The organism is Sphingomonas sp. (assembly GCF_036387535.1).
Taxonomy (GTDB): Bacteria; Pseudomonadota; Alphaproteobacteria; order Sphingomonadales; family Sphingomonadaceae; genus Sphingomonas_R.
In genome coordinates, this window is sequence record NZ_DASVTO010000055.1 from 1 (window position 1) to 19,946 (window position 19,946).

The 19,946-nt window shown below is 67.3% G+C and carries 15 protein-coding genes and 1 pseudogene; 10 read left to right on the forward strand and 6 right to left on the reverse strand.

Going from position 1 to position 19,946, the window contains the following annotated elements:
* The 3 genes from VF649_RS04470 to VF649_RS04480 all read right to left on the reverse strand — a co-directional run.
* Positions 1–1,455 (reverse strand): methyl-accepting chemotaxis protein (locus tag VF649_RS04470; protein ID WP_331010755.1); only part of this gene is annotated, 1,455 nt, incomplete at its 3' end.
* Between the two features lie 110 nt (positions 1,456–1,565).
* The gene (locus tag VF649_RS04475) at positions 1,566–2,300 is read right to left on the reverse strand and encodes a FadR/GntR family transcriptional regulator (RefSeq protein ID WP_331010756.1); all 735 of its coding nucleotides are present in this window, start codon (positions 2,298–2,300) and stop codon (positions 1,566–1,568) included.
* A 73-nt stretch (positions 2,301–2,373) separates the two neighbouring features.
* Complete coding sequence (locus VF649_RS04480) at positions 2,374–3,720, reverse strand: FAD/NAD(P)-binding protein (protein ID WP_331010767.1); 1,347 nt, start codon at positions 3,718–3,720, stop codon at positions 2,374–2,376.
* A gap of 214 nt (positions 3,721–3,934) precedes the next feature.
* On the opposite strand from VF649_RS04480, the gene VF649_RS04485 reads away from it, so the two are divergent.
* Positions 3,935–5,302 (forward strand): amino acid permease, encoded by a 1,368-nt coding sequence (locus VF649_RS04485; protein ID WP_331010768.1) that lies wholly within the window; start codon positions 3,935–3,937, stop codon positions 5,300–5,302.
* Between the two features lie 23 nt (positions 5,303–5,325).
* Here VF649_RS04485 and VF649_RS04490 read toward each other — a convergent pair whose 3' ends face one another.
* Positions 5,326–5,514, reverse strand: coding sequence for a hypothetical protein (locus VF649_RS04490; RefSeq protein ID WP_331010757.1), 189 nt, complete (start codon positions 5,512–5,514; stop codon positions 5,326–5,328).
* 122 nt (positions 5,515–5,636) lie between these two features.
* Between VF649_RS04490 and VF649_RS04495 the strand changes: the two genes are divergently transcribed.
* The 5 genes from VF649_RS04495 to VF649_RS04515 all read left to right on the forward strand — a co-directional run bounded on the left by VF649_RS04495 (position 5,637) and on the right by VF649_RS04515 (position 11,449).
* Positions 5,637–5,981 (forward strand): polyhydroxyalkanoic acid system family protein, encoded by a 345-nt coding sequence (locus VF649_RS04495; protein WP_331010758.1) that lies wholly within the window; start codon positions 5,637–5,639, stop codon positions 5,979–5,981.
* Positions 5,982–6,039: 58 nt separating this feature from the next.
* The gene (gene msrA, locus VF649_RS04500) at positions 6,040–6,735 is read left to right on the forward strand and encodes a peptide-methionine (S)-S-oxide reductase MsrA (RefSeq protein ID WP_331010759.1); all 696 of its coding nucleotides are present in this window, start codon (positions 6,040–6,042) and stop codon (positions 6,733–6,735) included.
* A 60-nt stretch (positions 6,736–6,795) separates the two neighbouring features.
* Entirely contained in the window at positions 6,796–7,608 is an 813-nt protein-coding gene (locus VF649_RS04505; RefSeq protein WP_331010760.1) for a transglutaminase-like domain-containing protein, read from the forward strand.
* Positions 7,609–7,721: 113 nt separating this feature from the next.
* Complete coding sequence (gene infC / locus VF649_RS04510; protein WP_414713639.1) at positions 7,722–8,264, forward strand: translation initiation factor IF-3; 543 nt, start codon at positions 7,722–7,724, stop codon at positions 8,262–8,264.
* 284 nt (positions 8,265–8,548) lie between these two features.
* Positions 8,549–11,449, forward strand: a complete 2,901-nt coding sequence (locus VF649_RS04515) for a TonB-dependent receptor (protein WP_331010761.1) — start codon at positions 8,549–8,551, stop codon at positions 11,447–11,449.
* A gap of 62 nt (positions 11,450–11,511) precedes the next feature.
* Here VF649_RS04515 and VF649_RS04520 read toward each other — a convergent pair whose 3' ends face one another.
* Complete coding sequence (locus VF649_RS04520) at positions 11,512–14,274, reverse strand: [protein-PII] uridylyltransferase (protein WP_331010762.1); 2,763 nt, start codon at positions 14,272–14,274, stop codon at positions 11,512–11,514.
* Positions 14,275–14,396: 122 nt separating this feature from the next.
* On the opposite strand from VF649_RS04520, the gene VF649_RS04525 reads away from it, so the two are divergent.
* Genes VF649_RS04525 through purH form a run of 4 tightly spaced genes read left to right on the forward strand, consistent with a single transcriptional unit; the run spans position 14,397 to position 19,750 of the window.
* Complete coding sequence (locus tag VF649_RS04525; protein ID WP_331010763.1) at positions 14,397–15,659, forward strand: RsmB/NOP family class I SAM-dependent RNA methyltransferase; 1,263 nt, start codon at positions 14,397–14,399, stop codon at positions 15,657–15,659.
* 47 nt (positions 15,660–15,706) lie between these two features.
* A complete protein-coding gene (rpe, locus tag VF649_RS04530; RefSeq protein ID WP_331010764.1) occupies positions 15,707–16,390 on the forward strand; it encodes a ribulose-phosphate 3-epimerase in 684 nt (227 codons plus the stop codon).
* Positions 16,387–18,111 (forward strand): heparinase II/III family protein, encoded by a 1,725-nt coding sequence (locus VF649_RS04535; protein WP_331010765.1) that lies wholly within the window; start codon positions 16,387–16,389, stop codon positions 18,109–18,111. Before rpe ends, VF649_RS04535 begins: the two co-directional genes overlap by 4 nt.
* A 55-nt stretch (positions 18,112–18,166) precedes the next feature.
* Positions 18,167–19,750, forward strand: a complete 1,584-nt coding sequence (gene purH / locus VF649_RS04540; RefSeq protein WP_331010766.1) for a bifunctional phosphoribosylaminoimidazolecarboxamide formyltransferase/IMP cyclohydrolase — start codon at positions 18,167–18,169, stop codon at positions 19,748–19,750.
* 75 nt (positions 19,751–19,825) lie between these two features.
* Here purH and VF649_RS04545 read toward each other — a convergent pair.
* Positions 19,826–19,946 (reverse strand): annotated as a pseudogene (locus tag VF649_RS04545) (IS630 family transposase); the annotation flags it as partial.

The window sequence follows — 19,946 nt, forward strand, 5'->3', positions numbered from 1 at the left end:
GCCGACCAGCGCGACGCCGATGTCGACCTGACCGGCGGATGCGGTGATCTTGGTCTTGACGTCCTTGGCGGCCTCGGCCGACCGCTGGGCGAGCGCGCGGACTTCGGAGGCGACGACGGCGAAGCCGCGGCCGGCATCGCCCGCGCGGGCGGCCTCGACACCGGCGTTGAGCGCGAGCAGGTTGGTCTGGAAGGCGATGCCGTCGATGACCGAGATGATCTCCGAGATTTCGCCCGAGGCGCGTTCGATGCCGCCCATGGCCTCGACGGCCTGACGGACGACGCGGCCGCCATCCTCGGCATCGCTGCGGGTGGCGGCGACGACTTCGTTGGCGCGGACCGCGCCGGATGCGGTTTCGCGGACGGTGGCAGTGATCTCGTCCATGGCAGCGGCGGTTTCCTCCAGCGAGGCGGCCTGCTGCTCGGTGCGGCGGGACAGGTCGTCGGAGGCCTGGCTGATTTCGGTCGCACCGGTGTGGATGCCGCTGGTCGCGCGCGAGACGGCGGAGAGCGTTTCGCCCAGCGCATCCATGGCGCGGTTGAAGTCGGCCTTGAGCTTGGCGAAGGGGCCGGTGAGGTCGGCATCGATCCGCGCGGTGAGATCACCCTTCGACAAGGCGTCCAGGCCCGTGCCGATGCTGTCGCAGATCAGGTCCGTCTGCGCCGCCTTCGCCGCCTCCGCACCGCGCAGCTGATCGCGCAGCGTCTGCACCGAAGTCGCGAGCTTTCCGACTTCGTCGCGACGACCGTCGACCGGAACCTCCGTGTCCAGCTTGCCCGTGGCCAGTTCGCCGATCGCCCCGGTCAACCTTCCGATCGGAACCGAAATCATGCGGATCATCATGGTCAGCAGCATCGCGACGAGTGCGATCGACAGCAGTACCGTGGCTTCGATGATGACCTTGGCGCTGCCATAGCTGGCGGCCGCGTCCCGCTTTGCGGTTTCGACCTGTACTGCAAACAGTTCCGCAATCCTGGCGGACCGAGCCTGAATGGCTGCAGCTGTTTCGCCGTTCTTCAACAATGACTTGGTGGACTCGTCATTTCTATGTTGCCGGGATAGAGCTAGTGCCGCGTCGTCGGCGCGGTAGATCTTCGGCAGTAGGGTCGCGATCTCCGCGGCGGCGGCCTTGACGTCGGCCGCGACGATCAGCGACTCCAGCAGGTGAAAACTGTCGTCTACGGTCTTGCGCGCGGCCTGCTCGTTCATCTCCGCGGCGGCCAAGGAATCGTCAGAGCTTGCGGCATAGCGGTAGAGGCTGGTGCGATAGGCGCTGAACGCGCTATCGAATTTTCCAAGTGCGATTGCCTTCGGCATCCGATTGGTCGAGAATGTCAGGACATGATCGTTCAGGCCGGACAGCTTCACGACAGCAAGCCCGCTGAGCGCGAAGATGATCAGGAGGCAGGCACCAAAGCCAACGACAAGCTTTTTCGCAATGGAAAGATGATTCACGCGTGGTCTCCGAAGATGACGATCGCTCTTTGGCGTGTTCGACTCGTCGGCATCATATTGAACGCAAAGCATGAATTAAGTCTCAAGCCGGTCCATCGCGGTCCGGCCCATCAGCGCGGGTCGGGGTCGCCGATCAGGGTGAGCACATCGCCGATGATGCGGCGCATGGCGTTGCGGGCCGCATCGGGTTGGCCGGCGGCGATCGCATCGGCGACAGCGGCATGGTCCGCGACATTGGCGGATCGTCCCTTGATCCGGTTGGTGAAGCGGATCGACGTGTGCAGCGCGGTCGAGACGACCGAATGGAATTGCGCATAGAACGGATTTTTCGAGGCACGCAGGATGGCGACATGAAAGGCGATGTCGCTTTCCAGCGTGTCGGCCAGACCGTTTTCCGCCGCCTCCATCTGCGCCAGACCGTGGCGGATCGTGGCGAGATCGGATTCGTCCCGGAAGCAGGCGGCCAGCGCGGCGGCCTCCGGCTCGATCGCGACGCGCAACTGGTTGAAATGCCGTAGCAGATCGACCGAAAATTTGCGTTCCAGCGTCCAGCGCAGCACGTCGGTATCGAACAGGTTCCACGCGCTGGCCGGGAGAACGGTGGTACCCTGACGCGGGCGCGCGCTGACCAACCCCTTTGCGGTCAGCATCTTCACCGCTTCGCGCGTGACGGACCGGCTGATCCCGTGGGTCTTGGTGATCTCCGCCTCGGTCGGAAAGGGGCGTTTTTCATAGCGGCCGGTGACGATCGCGCGACCAAGCGTGTCGAGCAGGCCGTGCGTGAGGTTGCGGCCTAGCTCGATCGTACCCGATCCGGGATCTGTGTCTGGCGCGTCGCGACCCATGCGCGTCGCTTCTGCCGCAATGCAGGCCCGCTGTCACCCCACCAACCGCGGCATCGCGACCGGGGGGATCGCGTCAGAGCCCCTCGCCGCCGACCCACATCGCGTTGGAGAGGCGACGCGCGACCGACCAGGTCTGTTGCCGGATGTCGGGCACCGCGACAATTTCCCAGAAGGTACCGCGCGTCATCGGGCCGATCGCGAAGAGCCGGCCCGAGGTGGCGCCATCCCGGTCCAGCACCGCCGATTGCGGATCGACATCGATCCCGATCTGAAGCGGGTCGGGGCGGATCAGGCCACGGTCGAGCATGCCCCGCAGCAGCGGTTCCGATGTCCGGCGAATGTCGCCGAGCGGGCCGGTGCAGTTGACGATCCGCCGGACCGGAAGCGTTGCGCCGGCCGTGTCGCCGCGTGGGCGATAGCGCAGCGTCATGCCGGCGGGGCCGGACAGGACCTGCTCCAGCTTGCCGGCGACGATCCGCAGCCCGCCCGCCGCCCGCAGCGCGGCGACGCGGTCCGCGACCTGAGGTGCGAGACGATGGCGATGGACGTCCCACCACGGGCGGAGATGCCGCAGGAAGCGGGCGCGATCGGGCGCCTCGGCACCGCGCCACAGGGACTGGGTATGCGGGCGGAGCGCATCGACCGCGGAGCGCCAGCCGGTCTGCGCCGCGCGGGCGCGGACCTGGCGCAGCAGGTTCGCGGGCGACCCCTGCGGACGTTCGGCCAGCGGCGCTGCCGGCGCATCGCCATGCGCCCGCGGCAGCAGCCCGCGGCGCGACAGCGCCAGCATGCGTCCGCGAAAGCCGCGCGCATCGAGCAGCAGCGCGACATCGACCATCGTCAGCCCGCCACCCAGCAGCAGCACGGTGTCGTCGTCGCGAAGTCCGTCGGCGACATCCGCCGCCCAGGGATCGGCGGCATAGCGATCCGGCCCCAGCAGCGCGGGATCGATGCCGGGCGGGGTGTGCGGGGGCAGGTTGCCGGTCGCGAGCACGACCGCGTCGGCGGCGATGCGGCTGCCGTCGTCCAGTGTGACGGTGGTGCCGGCGTCCGACAGCGCGAGATCGACGGCATCGCCGCGCACGATCCGGAGCCGACCGTTGGAGCGGGCCGCGGTTGCCGAGAGCAGATCGGTCAGATAATCGCCATAGATCAGCCGGGGCGCAAAGCCGCCGACATGGGCCGGGTGGCGATCGGCCAGCCAGCGTTCGAAATGACCGGGGTCGTCGGGCAGCGCGCTCATGTTGCCCGCGCGGACGTTCAGGCGGTGATCGGGGTGCGCCGCGGAATAGGCGACGCCAAGCCCCGCCTGCGACCGTCGTTCGATCAGTGTGGCGGTCGGCCCGTCATGCCGGAGCAGATTGACCGCCATCAGCGCGCCGGCGAATCCGCCGCCGATGATCGCGACATGGCGGACGATCGGTGGCGTGGGCGGGGTGGTCGGCTGGTCCGGGATGGGGTCGTCCTTCGATCGTCGTGCCGCCATTCTAACCGGTGCGTCCCGCGACGCAAATCGCGCGGCGGCCTTGCGACGCTTGCAGTGCCGGCAGAGGCGCCTAGGACAAGGGAACAACCAACGGGGAGTGGCGGTGAAACACTGGAACAGGCGCAAGATCGTGGTCGATCGCGCGGACATGGCGCCCGAACACCGGCTGAACCGGACGCTGAGCTGGCCGCATCTGGTGGCGCTGGGCGTCGGCGCGATCGTGGGAACGGGAATCCTGACGCTGATCGGCGTCGGCGCGGACAAGGCGGGGCCGTCGGTGATCCTGTCGTTCCTGATCGCGGGCACGATCTGCGCGTGCGCGGCCCTGGCCTATGCGGAAATGGCGACGATGATCCCGGCGTCGGGCAGCGCCTATACCTACAGCTATGTCGTGATCGGCGAGCTGGTCGCGTGGGTGATCGGGTGGAGCCTGATCCTGGAATATAGCCTGGTGGTGAGCGCGGTGGCGGTCGGCTGGTCCGGCTATGCCGCCCCGTTGTTGCAGGCATGGGCCGGCGTGCCGACCGCGTTGATGCAGGGGCCGGAACTGGGCGGCATCGTCAACCTGCCGGCAGTCGCGATCATCGCAGTGGTGGCCGGGCTGCTGACGCTGGGGACCAAAGAAAGCGCCAATCTCAACGCGTTGCTGGTGCTGGTGAAGATCGTGGCGTTGATCGTGTTCGTGGTGGTGGCGCTACCCTATTTCCGATCGTCCAACCTGGAACCGTTCATGCCCTTCGGATTTCCGAAGCGGATGGGGCCGGACGGGGTGGAGCGCGGCGTGATGGCGGCGGCGGCGATCATCTTCTTCGCCTTCTACGGCTTCGATGCGATCGCGACCGCGGCGGAGGAGACCAAGAACCCGACCCGCGACCTGCCGATCGGCATCGTCGGATCGATGGTGCTGTGCGTCATCATCTATATGGGCGTGGCCGCGGCGGCGGTGGGCGCCATCGGATATACCCGATTTTCCAACAGCCCGGAGCCGTTGGCGCTGATCCTGCGGCTGTTGGGGCAACCGGCGGCGGCGACCTATCTGGCGGCGTCGGCGGTGGTGGCGTTGCCGACCGTGATCCTGGCATTCTTCTACGGACAGTCGCGCATCTTCTTCGTGATGGCGCGCGACCGGTTGCTGCCGAATGCGCTGGCCAAGGTATCGCGGCGCGGGACCCCGGTGCGCATCACGATCTTCACCGCGGTGATCGTCGGCGCGATCGCCGGGCTGTTCCCGCTGGACGAGATCGCGGCGCTGGCCAATGCCGGCACCCTGGCGGCGTTTACCGCGGTGTCGATCTGCATGCTGATCATGCGGCGGCGGGCGCCGGACATGCCGCGCACGTTCCGCACGCCGGCGCCCTGGCTGGTCGGCGGGATCGCGGTGGCGGGGTGTCTGTACCTGTTCCTCAGCCTGCCGGCGAAGACGCAGCTTTATTTCCTGATCTGGAACGTCATCGGCCTGGCCCTGTATGCTGCGTTCGCCGGGCGGCGGACGGTGGCCGCGGATGTAGCCGGCTAGCGGCTAGCGGCTAGCGGCGGGCGTCAGCGGCGGCGGGCGTCCTGAAACTCCTGCCGAAGCTGGCGCCGGATCTGCGAGCCGGCCATGTGCGCGTCGACCTGATCATAATTTTCCGACTTCAGCTTGCGCACGATGTCGTCGATATTGGTGCAGCCGCCGTTGCGGGCGAGTTCGAACGCGCGTTCGAGCAGCGTGGAGGAAGTGGCGGCCATCATGTAATCCCGATTGTGGCGCGCCGGAGCCGCGCCCTTTGCAGGGTCTTATACGGGCGCGCGCGATTACGCCATGGATACGGCGGGTGGCACGGACGGCGGGGCGTTCCTAGATATCGGTCATGGCACAACCCACGATCATCGACCTTCCCCACAGCCTTGGCCGCGAAGAGGCACGCCGCCGCATCCGATCGCGCATCGGCGAACTGCCCGCGCACATTCCGGGCGGCGTGGCGACGGTGCAATCGCGCTGGGACGGGGAGGACCGGATGACGATGCAGGTCGCGGCGATGGGGCAGGAGGTGACGGCCACGCTGGATATCCAGGATGCGGTGGTGCGGGTCAGCCTGATCCTGCCCGCGATGCTGTCCTTCTTCACCGGTGCGATCACCGCGGGGGTGAAGGCAAAGGGCGCGGACCTGTTGCTGGGCGACGATCGCCGCAAGCCCGGATCGGACCGGGTGTAACCAAATGCCGTCGCCCCACGTATCTGGGTCATATCATCGTTCGAGCACCGAGGTCGCCATGTCCGTTCGCGTTTCCGTCACCGCCGCCATTGCCGCCGGGCTGATCGCCGTTGGGACGCTCAGCACCATATCGGCGGCGTCGGCCGAAGTGGCGGTGCGGACACCCGCGGCGCGCGTCGACCCGGCGGGGCCGGCCGGCATGCAGACCGCGGTGTTCGCCGGCGGTTGCTTCTGGGGCGTGCAGGGCGTGTATCAGCGGGTGAAAGGCGTGCAGTCGGCGGTTTCGGGCTATGCCGGCGGCGCCAAGGCGACCGCGCAGTATGAACGCGTATCGGGCGGAGACACCGGCCACGCCGAAGCCGTGCGCATCACCTATGATCCGCGCGTCGTCAGCTATGGCACGCTGCTCCAGATCTATTTCTCGGTCGTGGCCGATCCGACGCAGCTGAACGCGCAGGGCCCCGATCGCGGGACGCAATATCGATCCGCGATCATGCCGACCACGCCCGCGCAGGCACAGGTCGCGCGCGCCTATATTGCGCAACTCGGCCGGTCGGGCGTGTGGAAGCGGCCGATCGTGACCCGGATCGAGCCGTATCGGGGTTTTTACCCGGCCGAACCCTATCATCAGGATTATCTGGTGCGAAATCCGGACTCGGCCTATATCCGGATCAACGATCTGCCCAAGGTCAAGGCGTTGCAGAGCTTTTACCCCGCGATGACGCGCCCGCAGCCGGTGCTGGTGGGCAGTTAAGCGCACGGCGCCGCGGTTGGGGTGGTTGGCGCATGCCGCCCGGTCGCCCATATCCCGGCGATGAACGCCGAAATCCTTCACCTCGGGCTGATCGATGATGACGCCATCATGCTCGATTCCGCCGCGCTCGACCTGGCGGCGCTCGATCATCCCGATGTCGACGTCGGCCCGCTGGTGGATCAATTGGGCCAGATCAGCGAACGGATCGCCGAAGCCGGCATGGATGCCCATGACAGCGCCGCGCGGGTCGCGGTGCTGGCGCAGGTCATTGGCGGGGAATATGGGTTCACCGGCGACCGGACGACCTATGACGATCCGGCCAATGCCGACATGATCCGCGTTCTCGAACGCCGCCGTGGCCTGCCGGTAAGTCTGGCGATCCTGTATGTCGCGGCGGCGCGCCGGCTGGGCTGGTCCGCGGTCGCACTGGACACGCCGGGTCATGTGCTGGTGCGAGTTGGGGCGGATGTCGAGCCGGTGCTGATCGATCCGTTTTCGGGCGGCGTCGAGGTCGGATCGGACGCGCTGGCGGCGTTGCTGGCGCGCATCCTGGGACCGGGAACGAAGCCGGCGGCCGGGCACGTGGCGGCCATGTCCAATCGATCGGTGCTGGTGCGGCTGTTGTTGAACCAGGCGATGCGCGCGGAAAAGGCGGGGCAGAGCGCGCGGGCGTTGACCCTGTTCGAGCGGATGACCGTGATTGCGCCCGGCGCGGGCCACGCGTGGTGGGAACGCGCGCGGCTGGAACTGGCGGCCGGGCGCGTGGCGGCGGCACGCGCCAGCCTGAGCGCGATGCTGGAAATGACGCGCGATCCGGTGCGGCGCGAACAGATTTCGGATGCGCTGGCCGCGCTGGCGGGATCGGATCGCTGATTTTCGGGCGGGGCGGCGGGGGATGCGGCCTGCACCCTTTCACACAAGCCCGAAATCGCCTATATACGGCATAGTAGACCAACGGTCCGACAGGAGAGACGACCATACCCCCGATGATGCCACGCCGCGGTTTCGCGCCGACGCCTTCCCCGCTTAACGGCCCCCGCTTCAACGAGTTCATCCAGAGCCAGAAGGTTCGGGTGATCGATGAGAATGGCGAGAATCTGGGCGTCATGTACACGCGCGAAGCGATGGAGCAGGCGCGCGAAGTGGGTCTCGACCTGGTCGAAGTCTCTCCCAACGCCGATCCGCCCGTCGCCAAGTTCCTGGACGTGGGCAAGTTCAAATACGAGACGCAGAAAAAGGCGAATCTCGCGCGGAAGAGCCAGAAGACGCAGGAGATCAAGGAGATCAAGATGCGTCCGAACATCGACGATCATGACTATGATACGAAGATGAAGAAGCTGAACGAGTTCATCGACGAGGGCGACAAGGTCAAGGTGACGCTCCGTTTCCGCGGGCGGGAATTGGCGCATGGCCAGCTGGGCATGAACCTGCTCCGCCGCGTGCAGGAAGATGTGATGGAAACCGCCAAGGTGGAACAGCATCCCCGCATGGAAGGGCGCCAGATGCTGATGGTGCTGTCGCCGAAATAAGCCCTGCACATTTTACCAGTCGACAAGGCCGCCCGTCTCCGATCCGAGACGGGCGGCCTTTCTGCGTCTGCGTTGCCGGAATTGCGGCCATGACGCGACGTCATACCGGCTGATACCGGAAGATCATGCTGCAACTGCGAACAACAGTGCCGGCTAAGATGTTGCAAAAACGACGCAAATCTCCCGATTATTGTGCATGCCCTGCACTTTGAACTGGCGTGTGGAAGGCACTCGCTTTACGTTCACGGCAATTCATAAAAGAATGTTCTTTGGGGGAGAAGATGATGCCGAAGGCACTGTGGCTGCTGTCTACCTGTCTTGTCGCGATTTCTGCGCCTGCGGTGGCGCAGGACAATAGCGGGTCCACGCAGACCGACGCTGCGACGATGACCCAGCCGGTCGGCAGCGCGACCGAGGCCGGTGCGGTCCAGTCGAACGGGACCGGCAGCGCGATCGTTCCGGCAGATGCGGCATCGCCCGCGGCGAGTGCGTCCGATCCGAACAGCCCCAATTATGATCCGAACAGCATCATCGTGACCGCGACCCGCCGCGCGAGCCCGTTGTCGGACGTGCCGATCGCGGTGACGGCGGTTACGGCGGCCTCGCTCCAGAATTCCGGCGCGACCGACATTCGTCAGTTGAACCAGCTTGCGCCGTCGCTGCTGGTGTCGTCGACCGGCAACGAGGCCAATGGCTCCGCCCGTATCCGCGGTATCGGTACGGTCGGCGACAATCCCGGACTGGAGAGTTCGGTCGCGGTGTTCATCGACGGCGTGTATCGCAGCCGCACCGGATCGGGCTTGAACGAACTGGGCGAGATCGAGCGGGTCGAGGTGCTGCGCGGGCCGCAGGGTACGCTGTTCGGGCGCAACGCGTCCGCCGGCCTGATCAACATCGTGTCGAAGAAGCCGTCCTTCACCTCCGAAGGCTATGCCGAGGCGAATTACGGCAATTATGATTTCCTGCGCCTGGCAGGCGGCATCAGCGGCCCGATCGGCAGCAAGGAGAGCGGTTTCGCCTATCGGCTGGACGGCATCTATGTCGAGCGCGACGGTTTCTACAAGAACGTCACGCAGGGCGGCGGCAGCGAGTCGCGCGTCAACGACCGCGACCGGTACTTCGTGCGCGGCCAGCTGCTGTACGAACCCAATGACACGCTGTCGGTGCGCCTGATCGGCGATTACAGCTACCGCAACGAAAGCTGCTGCGGCGCGGTCTATGTCGCCACCAAGGAAACGACCGATCCCACGACGACGACCAATTCGACCGCCAATGGCGGCGTCAACACCGACGGACAGATCGCTTTTTCGGCGACCAATCGTTTCGTCGACATCCTGAACCATCCGTTCTTCAACGCCGGGGTTCCGCAACAGAGCCAGCTCGATCCCTACAGCCGCAACATCACGCTGACGCCGGGTCGCACGTACCGCAACAAGACGACGGATTATGGCGGATCGGGCCAGATCGATTATGATCTCGGCCCGGTCAAGCTGACCTCGATCACCGCCTATCGCCAGTACAAGGCCGGCGGCGCGGGGGATATCGATTATAATCGCGCGGACATCACCTACCGTGCCGACGACGGCAATTCGTACCGCCAGTTCAAGACCTTCACCCAGGAATTGCGGTTCCAGGGCACGGCGCTCGATGACCGGCTCGATTTCCTGGTCGGGGGTTATTATTCGAACGAGAAGCTGAAGCTGATCGATAACGCCAAATTCGGGACGCAATATGGCGCGTTCGCCGCGTGTCGCATCGTGGCGACAGTCAATCCGGCCTCTGTCTTGCGCGCGCCGGGTTCGCCAGGCTGCCTCAGCGCCGCTGGTCGCGCCACGCTGACGGGTGCGTTCGGTCCGTTGGCGTCGGCCGTCATCGGCGGGATCGATCGCCTGAGCACGATGAGCAACGTGGGCGATCAGCGCGCAGACTACCGCCAGGACTCCGAGAACTTCGCATTCTTCACGCACAACATCTTCAACGTCACCGACACGCTGAGCATCACGCTGGGCGCGCGCTATACGAACGAGACCAAGAAGTTCAACGCGAACTTCAACAACAACAACACCGTCTGCCCGACGCAGCAGGCGGCATTGTCACCCTTGCTGTCCAACCCGGCCGCCGCCCCGCTGGCCACGCTGATCGGCGGGATCATCACGCTGAGCTGCACCGGCAATTCCAGTTCGACGCTGAACGCGCTCGATCTGAACAGCAAGCGCAAGGAGAACGAGTTCACCGGAACGGCGGTCGTTTCGTGGAAGCCGACGCCGCGGGTCATGACCTACGCCAGCTATTCCAAAGGCTACAAGGCGGGCGGTTTCAACCTGGATCGATCTGACCTCGGCGGTCCGAACGGGGTGTTCGCGCCGCGCAGCAATGCCGATGCCAACGGGTTGCAGTTCGAGGCCGAAAAGGTCGACGCGTATGAAGTGGGTCTGAAATACACCACGCGGCGGTTCAACTTCAACATCGCAGCGTTCCGCCAGGAGTTTCAGAGCTTCCAGCTGAACACCTTCAACGGATCGGTGTTCATCGTGCAGAACATCAACGCGTGCAAAGCGAGCCTGAACGGTGGCGACACCGACAATACGCGGGCGACCGGCACCTGCACCGCGGGCACCAAGCCTGGCGTCATTTCGCAGGGTGTCGAGCTGGAAGCGGCGCTGTATCCTGCGCGCGGGTTCCAGCTGGCGGCGGGCTATACCTATACGGAGAGCAAGTATCGCCGGAACCTGGTCGGCAGCACCGCGGGCGAGTCGCTCGATCCCGGCCTGTTCCTGCTGTCCGGTCGGCAATTGTCGAATGCGCCCGCCAATGTCGTCACGGTGTCGAGCACCTGGACGCCGGACATCGGATCATCGGGGCTGAGCGGCCTGCTCTATGCCGATACCCGCCTGTCGTCCGGATATAATACCGGGTCGGATCTGTTCCCGGAAAAGGCGCAGGACAGCTTCGTGCTGGTGAATGCCCGTATCGGCATCCGCGGGCCGCAGCAGGCCTGGTCGCTGGAGTTCTGGGGCCAGAACGTGTTCAACAAGAACTACCAGCAGGTCGCGTTCAACGCGCCGTTCCAGGGTTCGGGCAGCATCGCCCAGACCCAGGCATTCGGCACCACCGCCAACCAGTTGTTCACCAGCTTCCTGGCGGAGCCGCGGACGTTCGGCGTGACCGCGCGGACCAAGTTCTGACGGTCAGACCCCTGGATTGACGGGAGGGGGCCATGCGCGAAGAGCGCGTGGCCCCTTTACCGTTACGCGACCGCGGCGAGCGAGCCTTCGCCCTCCGCCGCCGCCAGCAGCAGACGTTCCATGGTGCGCAGACGCGCAGGCGCCGTGATCTTGTCGCCGACCAGATCGGTCAGATAGAAGACGTCGACGGCGCGTTCGCCATAGGTGGCGATATGGGCGCTGTGGATCGTCGCCTTGGCCTGAAACAGCGCGTGGGCCAGCGCATTGAGCAGTGCCGGGCGATCGCGGGCATTGACCTCCACCACCGTATAGCGGTTCGACGCCTTGTTATCGACCAGCACCTGCGGTTCGATGTCGAACGCTTCGGCGCGGGTGCGGGCCATCGGCTTGGCGGCGAGCCGATCCGCAAGGCGGTTGCGGTTGGCCAGCGCATCGGCGATTCCGGCGCGCAGCCGTTCGAGCCGGCTTTCCTCGTCAAACGGCTGACCGAACGGGTCCTGCACCAGCAGATTGTCGAGCGCCATGCCGTCGCGCGTGGTGTGGATGCGCGCATCGATGATGTTGCCGCCGGCAAGATGGACCGCGCCCGCGATCCGGTAGAACAGCCCCGGATGATCGCCGGCATAGACCGTGACCAGCGTGGCGCCGCGTTCCGGATCGGCGGTGGCGACGATCGACAGCGGGACCCCGCCGGCGTCGGCACTTTCCACCAGCGCGGCGTTGCGTGCCACGACGTCGGCGGGTTCGGCCACCCAATAGGCATCGGGCAGGCGGCGCGAGAAGGCTTCGAACTGCGCATCGTTCCAGCCGAGTTCGCGCCGAAGCTGCGCCTGCTTGGCATCGATCCGCTCGCCACGGCCGCGCTGCTTGTGCCCCAGCCGCAGGACTTCCTCGCCCGCGTCATACAGGTCGGTCAGCAACTGGCGTTTCCAGCTGTTCCACACGCCCGGCCCGACTGCACGGATGTCGACGATGGTCAGCATCAGCAGCAGGCGGAGCCGTTCCGGGCTTTGCACCACGCCGGCAAAGTCGAGGATGGTCTTGAAATCCGCAAGGTCGCGCCGGAACGCGGTTGCCGACATCAGCAGGTGATGGCGCACCAGCCAGGCGACGGTCTGCGTCTCCGCCGCGGACAGGCCGAAGCGCGGGCACAGTTTTTCCGCGACTTCGGCACCCAGGATGCTGTGATCGCCGCGACGGCCCTTAGCGATGTCGTGCAGCAGCACCGCGACATAGAGCACGCGTCGCGACACGAGCCGCGCGAACAGCGCGGTGGCCAGCGGATGATCGGTCTTCAGTTCGCCGCGTTCGATGCGGGACAGCAGCCCGATCGCGCGCAACGAATGTTCGTCGACGGTGTAATGATGGTACATGTCGAACTGCATCTGTGCCACGACGCGGCCGAAATCGGGGATGAAGCGACCCAGAATGCCTGCCTCGTTCATCCAGCGCAGCACGGTCTCCGGGTTGCGCGGCGAGGTCAGGACATCGAGGAACAGCGCGTTGGCGCGCGGATCGACGCGGACGCCATTGTCGATCAAGCGCGCGTCGCGCCCGGCCTGCCGCATCGCGAGCGGGTGGATTTCCAGTCCGTGCCGATCGGCAAGCGCGAACATTTCGATCAGGCGGACCGGATCCCCAGTGAAATAATCGGGGGTCGGCAGGGCGATGCGGCCGCGGTCGAGCGCAAAGCCGTCGAGCCGGCGGCGGCGGCGGATCAGCGGCATGCCGAAGCGGCGGCCGCGGCTGGCGAAGGTTTCGTCCAGATGCGCCAGGAACACCGCGGTCAGATCGCCGACCTGCTTCGCGGTCAGGAAATAATGCTGCATGAAGCGTTCGACCGCCGATCGACCCGGACGGTCGGTATAGCGCATCCGGGTCGCGACCTCGCGCTGGACATCGAAGGTCAGCCGATCCTCCGGCCGGGCCGAAAGGATGTGGAGGTGACAGCGGACCGCCCACAGGAAATTTTCGGCGCGTTGGAAACGGCGCAGTTCCTCGCGCGTCAGCAACCCCTTGTCGACCAGGTCGGGCAGTTCGCGGACGCGGTAGGCGAACTTGCCGATCCAGAACAGGGTATGGAGATCGCGCAGGCCGCCCTTGCCCTCCTTGATATTGGGTTCGACGACGTAGCGGCTATCGCCCATCCGCTGGTGCCGCGCCTCGCGTTCGGCGAGCTTGTCGGTCACGAAGGCGCGGGCGGCGGCCGAGCCGTCGCGGATTTCGCGATCGAAGCGCCGCGCGGCATCCTGGTACACGCCGGTATCGCCCCAGACATAGCGCCCCTCCAGCAGCGCGGTGCGGATCGTCAGGTCCGATTTCGCCATCCGGACCATGTCGTCCAGCGACCGGCTGCTGTGCCCGATCTTCAGCCCGAGATCCCAGAGCGTGTAGAGCATCGATTCGATGACCTGTTCGCTCCAGCCGGTCGGCTTGGACGGCGACAGGAAGGCGATGTCGATATCCGAATGGAGCGCCATTTCGCCGCGGCCATAGCCGCCGACCGCGACCAGCGTGATGCGTTCGCCCGACGACGGATTGGCATTGGGGTACAGCCGCCCGGTGCTGAAGTCGAAGATCAGGCGGAGCAGCTGATCCGTCAGATAGGCGTAGCCGGCGGCGGATTCGCGCCCGCGGCTGGGATGCACGACCAGCCGCCGCGCCATTTCCCTGCGCCCGGCCTCCAGCGCGCCGCGCAGGATCAGGACCGACGCGGCGCGCATCGCAGCGCCATTGCCGTCGGGCAGCGAGGCCAAGCGATCGGCGATGCTGCGACGGTCGATGATCGTCCGACGTTCGGGAAGGCTTTCGAAGCGGGTGGTCATGACCATCGCTATAGCAGCGTCGCCTTGCCAAAGCGCTACGCGATGCAGGAGGCGGGAGGATCCGGGGTGAAGGGGGCGAAGCATGGTTCCCTCGCCCGCCGACTCGTTCTAAGCCCGCGCGGATGACCAGACCCGACGATCCGCCCGGTACGCCGGCCCGCCGTGCCGCGATGCGGTTGCTGGACGCGGTGCTGCGCAAGGGATTGCCGCTGGAGGCGGCGATGGCGTCGGCAACCGCCGACCTGGACCGCGGCGACGATCGCGGCTTTGCCCATGCGATCGCGGCGGAGACGTTGCGGCGCCTGCCGGACCTGGACGCGCTGATCGATTCGGCGACACCCAAGCCGATGCCGGAGGATGCCAAGCCGCGGTTCGCGCTGCGCATCGCGCTGGTGCAGGCGCTGGCGCTGGGGACGCCGGCGCATGCCGCGATCGCGACGGTGCTGCCGCTGGTCGATGGCGGGCCGCGGCGGTTGGTGCACGGGGTGTTCGGAACGCTGATCCGGCGCGGCGACCGACTGCCCGATCCGCCGCACCTGCCGGTGGCGGTCGGCATCCGCTGGACCCGGGCGTGGGGCGACGCGGCGGCGGACGCGGCGCGGCACGGCATTGCACAGCCGGCGCCGATCGACCTGACGCTGAAGACCGACGATCCCGCGCTGATCGCCGAACTGGGCGGTGCATCCCTGGCGCCGCGCCATGTGCGCGTGCCGGCCGGAACTGCGGTCGAGGACCTGCCGGGCTATGCCGAGGGAAGGTGGTGGGTGCAGGATATCGCCGCATCGCTGCCGGCGCGGCTGATCGGGGCGGGCACGGGCACGGCGATCGAGCTGTGTGCGGCGCCGGGGGGCAAGACGATGCAGCTGGCCACCGCCGGCTGGAGCACGACCGCGATCGACCTGTCGCGCAGCCGTCTGGGGCGGTTGATGGAGAATATGGACCGGATCGGCGCCAAGGCGACGATGGTGGTCGCCAATGCCGCGGTGTGGATCCCGGACGCCGCCGCCGACGTCGTGCTGCTGGATGCGCCCTGTTCGGCGACGGGAATCTTCCGCCGCCATCCCGAGGTGCTGCACCGGGCGCGCCCGCGCGTCATCAAGGAACTGGCGGGGCAGCAGGCGCATCTGCTGGCGCATGCGGCGACGATGGTGAAGCCGGGTGGCCTGCTGGTCTATGCCGTCTGTTCGCTGGAGCCGGTGGAGGGCGAGGAGATCGCCAGGGCGTTCGACCTGCCCGACTTCGCGGTAGAGGCGGTGCGCGCCGACGAACTGCCGACCGGATTCGCGCCCGATGCCGAGGGGTTCCTGCGCGTGGTGCCGGGCACGCTGGCCGAGGCCGGTGGCGCGGACGGCTTTTTCGTGGCGCGGTTCCGGCGGGCGGCGTGAGCGCGCGTCTTGCACCCCCACCGCACGGCGGATAGAGGCCGGTGGATATGACGCACCCGGTCCTGATCGCCCCGTCCATCCTGTCCGCCGATTTCGCACGGCTGGGCGAAGAGGTGCGCGCGATCGATGCGGCCGGCGCCGACTGGGTGCATTTCGACGTGATGGACGGGCATTTCGTGCCGAACATCTCGATCGGGCCGAGCGTGCTGAAGGCGATCCGCCCGCATACGACCAAGCCGATCGACGTCCATCTGATGATCTCGCCGGTCGACGCCTATCTGGAGGCGTTCGTGGAGGCGGGGGCGGACCATATCACCGTCCATCCGGAGGCGGGACCGCACATTCACCGCACGGTGCAGCGGATCAAGGCGCTGGGGTGCAAGGCGGGTGTGGTGCTCAATCCCGGCACGCCAGCCAAGATGCTGGATTATCTGATCGACGATGTCGACCTGGTGCTGGTGATGAGCGTCAACCCCGGGTTCGGCGGGCAGAGCTTCATCATGAGCCAGTTGCGCAAGATCGAGGCGATCGCGAAGATGATCGGCAAAACCGGGCGCGACATCTGGTTGCAGGTCGATGGCGGGATCGATTTCGAAACCGCACCGCTCGCCATCGCCGCGGGCGCCAACGTGCTGGTTGCCGGGACGGCGACGTTCCGCGGCGGGGCGGATGCCTATGCCGCCAACATCGCGCGATTGCGCGGACCGCGTGGGGACAGCCCGGCGGCATGAACGCGCCGGGGCCGATCGACGGGATCGAGCCGGGTCGGCAGCTGATCCGGGTCGCCAGCGAGCCCGGCACCTCGCTGGCTGCGCGGCTGGCGGTGCAGGTGCAGCGACTGGCATGGCGGCTGCCGTCGCACGCGCTGCGCCTGCGCGGGCGGTATCCGCTGAAATTGCTGGCCGTGCCGACCGATCCGATTCCGGGCAATGCCGCGGACGGCGCCGATTTGCTGGAAGGCTGGATCCGCCACGGCGGGGTGGGGGTCGAACTGGCCACGGTCGATTTCGCCGATCCGGCGACGATCCCGGCCGCGCTGGTCGATCATGTCCAGACCTTCGGCTTTCTGCGCGACCTGGCGGTGGCGGGACCGCGCGAGCGGGCGGCGCCGATCGCCGAGCTGATCGTGCGGCAGTGGCTGGGCGTGCATGGCGGGGCGGTGACCGACGCCGGCTGGCGCCCCGAACATTGGGGCCGCCGCATCCTGGCCTGGGGCGCGCATGCGCCGCTGATCCTGTCGTCGCAGGACATCGTGTACCGATCGGCGGTGCTGAACGCGCTGGCGCGGGGTGCGCGCCATCTGGATCGTGGTGCGGACAAGGCGCCGCCGGGGCTGCCGCGGATCGCGGCATGGTGCGGCGTGGTGGCGGCCGGCCTGCTGATCCCCGGCGGGGACATCCGGCTGGCGCATGGCGAGCAGGGACTGGCGCGGACGTTGGCGGCGTCGGTGCCGGCGGATGGTGGGCTGGCGAGCCGGTGCCCGACCGGACAGCTGGAACTGATCGAACTGTTGTCGCAACTGCTGGAGGTCTATGCCGCGCGGCGGCGCGACGTACCGGACATGCTGACGGCCCTGCTGACGCGGGCGGTGCCGGCGCTGCTGGGCGTGACGATGGGCGATGGCGGGCTGTCGAGCTGGCAGGGCGGCGGACCGGTGTCGGCGAAGCGCGTGGCGACGGCGGTGGCGGCGTCGGGCATCCGCACCCGCCCGCTGCGGCAGGCGCGCGACTGGGGGTATCAGCGGCTGGCCGCGCAGGGCACGCTGATCGTGATCGATGCCGCGCCGCCGCCGGTCGCACGGTTGTCGACCGGCGGGTGCGCATCGACGCTGGCGTTCGAGATGTCGGACGGGGCGCAGCGGTTGATCGTCAATTGTGGCGGCGCGGCGGGGCTCGCGCTGTTGCCGACCGAACTGGTCGACGGGCTGCGCACGACCGCGGCGCATTCCACGCTGACGCTGGCGGATACCAATTCGACCGCGCTGCACCCCGACGGTTCGTTGGGGCGCGGGGTGGCGGAGGTCGCACTGGACCGGCAGGAAGTCGATGCCGGCAGCCGGCTGGAGGCCAGCCATGACGGCTACGTCCGGCGGTACGGCCTGATCCACCGGCGGCAGCTGATGCTGTCCGCGGACGGGCGCGAGGTGCGCGGCGAGGATCTGCTGTTGCCGGGCGGACGGCGGCGGCGATCGGAGCAGCAGGCGTTCGCGATCCGGTTCCACCTGGCGCCCGGCGTCAGCGTATCGACCACCGCAGACGGCCAGGGCGCGCTGCTGCGGATCGCGGACGGCGGATCGTGGCAGTTCCGGTGCCGCGGCGGTGCGTTGACGGTGGAGGACAGCCTGTGGGTCGACCCCGCCGGCCGGCCGCGCGCATCGAGCCAGCTCGTGATGACCGGAGAGACGCCGCCGGGCGGGGCGGATGCCGGCTGGGTGCTGAAGAAGGTACAGTGACCTGGGCCGGACACTGGGCTAAGGCCGCGCGCATCTGCTGAACCGGAGCCCGATCATGACCGCCATCCCCATCCGCCGCGCGCTGCTGTCGGTGTCCGACAAGAGCGGGCTCGTCGATCTGGGCCGCGTTCTCGCCGATCGGGGCGTGGAACTGGTATCGACCGGCGGGACCGCGAAGGCGCTGCGCGCGGCGGGATTGACGGTGCGCGACGTGTCCGACCTGACCGGATTTCCGGAGATGATGGACGGGCGCGTCAAGACGCTGCACCCGGTGGTGCATGGCGGCTTGCTGGCGGTGCGCGACGATCCCGCGCATGTCGCGGCGATGGCGGCGCACGGGATCGGCGCCATCGACCTGGTGGTGGTCAATCTCTATCCGTTCGCGGAAACCGTCGCCAAGGGTGCCGACCGCGACGCGGTGATCGAGAATATCGACATTGGCGGGCCGTCGATGGTGCGGTCGGCGGCAAAGAACCACGCCTATGTCGCGATCGCGACCGATCCGGCGGATTATCCGGCGCTGATCGCGGAGATTGCCGATACGGGCGGCACGATGCTCGATACGCGCCGGCGACTGGCGGCCAAGGCCTTCGCCGCGACCGCCGCCTATGACGCGGCGATCGGCGCCTGGTTCGCGCATGTCGACCAGGGCGAGGCGTTTCCGGACATGCTGTCGGTGCCGCTGCGCAAGGGGGCGGAACTGCGCTACGGCGAGAACCCGCATCAGCAGGCGGCGCTATATCTGCCCATGCGTGGCACGCCCGGCATCGCCCAAGCGGAGCAGGTGCAGGGCAAGGCGCTGAGCTACAACAATTACAACGACGCCGATGCCGCGCTGGAACTGGTCGCGGAGTTTCGCGACGGGCCGCCGACCGTCGTGATCGTGAAGCATGCCAATCCGTGCGGGGTGGCGAGCGCCGATACGCTGATCGATGCGTACAAGGCTGCGTTCGCCTGCGACACGGTGTCGGCGTTCGGCGGGATCATCGCGGTCAACCGGCCGCTCGATGGCGCGACGGCGGAGGCGATCAGCGGGATCTTCACCGAAGTGGTGGTGGCGCCGGCCGCCGATGATGCCGCGCGGGCGGTGTTCGCGGGCAAGAAAAATCTGCGGCTGTTGTTGACCGGTGACCTGCCCGATCCGGCGCGAGGCGGGCTGATGCTGAAATCGATCGCGGGCGGCATGCTGGTCCAGTCGCGCGATGCCGGCCGGGTGACGGCGGCGGATCTGACCGTCGTGACCCAGCGGCACCCGACCGCGACGGAGATGGCGGATTGCCTGTTCGCCTGGACCGTGGCCAAGCATGTGAAATCGAACGCGATCGTCTATGCCAATGGCGGTGCCACCGCGGGCGTCGGCGCGGGGCAGATGAACCGCCTGGAATCCGCGCGGATCGCGGCTTGGAAGGCGAAGGATGCCGCCGAAAAGGCAGGCTGGGCGGAACCGCGCACGATCGGTTCGGCAGTGGCGTCCGACGCCTTCTTCCCCTTTGCCGACGGGCTGATGGCGGCGGTGGAGGCGGGCGCGACCGCCGTGATCCAGCCGGGCGGATCGATCCGCGACGCCGACGTGATCGCAGCGGCGGACGCGGCCGGGCTGGCGATGATCTTCACCGGGATGCGTCATTTCCGGCATTGAGGAGCTTCACGCGTCAGTCCCGGCGCGTGCCGGATCTCGTTCAGGTGAAGAGCTTGCCGCTAGAGCGTGACCGGATCACGTTGGTGCGTACCCTGAGTTGACGAGGTAGTTGCTGCATTCGTCGGGCGAGAAGCAGTCGAGGAGGGAGCCGATACGCTTCCATGTTGCATCGACGGATCGCTCGTCTGCTTTGCGC

What these genes read in the sequence shown, in the direction of transcription:
- VF649_RS04475 (WP_331010756.1), bottom strand. Translation starts at nt 2,300, where the DNA reads ATGGGTCGCGACGCGCCAGACACAGATCCCGGATCGGGTACGATCGAG.
- VF649_RS04485 (WP_331010768.1), top strand. Translation starts at nt 3,935, where the DNA reads ATGGCGCCCGAACACCGGCTGAACCGGACGCTGAGCTGGCCGCATCTG.
- VF649_RS04490 (WP_331010757.1), bottom strand. Translation starts at nt 5,514, where the DNA reads ATGGCCGCCACTTCCTCCACGCTGCTCGAACGCGCGTTCGAACTCGCC.
- VF649_RS04495 (WP_331010758.1), top strand. Translation starts at nt 5,637, where the DNA reads ATGGCACAACCCACGATCATCGACCTTCCCCACAGCCTTGGCCGCGAA.
- msrA (WP_331010759.1), top strand. Translation starts at nt 6,040, where the DNA reads ATGTCCGTTCGCGTTTCCGTCACCGCCGCCATTGCCGCCGGGCTGATC.
- VF649_RS04505 (WP_331010760.1), top strand. Translation starts at nt 6,796, where the DNA reads ATGAACGCCGAAATCCTTCACCTCGGGCTGATCGATGATGACGCCATC.
- infC (WP_414713639.1), top strand. Translation starts at nt 7,722, where the DNA reads ATGATGCCACGCCGCGGTTTCGCGCCGACGCCTTCCCCGCTTAACGGC.
- VF649_RS04515 (WP_331010761.1), top strand. Translation starts at nt 8,549, where the DNA reads ATGCCGAAGGCACTGTGGCTGCTGTCTACCTGTCTTGTCGCGATTTCT.
- VF649_RS04520 (WP_331010762.1), bottom strand. Translation starts at nt 14,274, where the DNA reads ATGACCACCCGCTTCGAAAGCCTTCCCGAACGTCGGACGATCATCGAC.
- VF649_RS04525 (WP_331010763.1), top strand. Translation starts at nt 14,397, where the DNA reads ATGACCAGACCCGACGATCCGCCCGGTACGCCGGCCCGCCGTGCCGCG.
- rpe (WP_331010764.1), top strand. Translation starts at nt 15,707, where the DNA reads ATGACGCACCCGGTCCTGATCGCCCCGTCCATCCTGTCCGCCGATTTC.
- VF649_RS04535 (WP_331010765.1), top strand. Translation starts at nt 16,387, where the DNA reads ATGAACGCGCCGGGGCCGATCGACGGGATCGAGCCGGGTCGGCAGCTG.
- purH (WP_331010766.1), top strand. Translation starts at nt 18,167, where the DNA reads ATGACCGCCATCCCCATCCGCCGCGCGCTGCTGTCGGTGTCCGACAAG.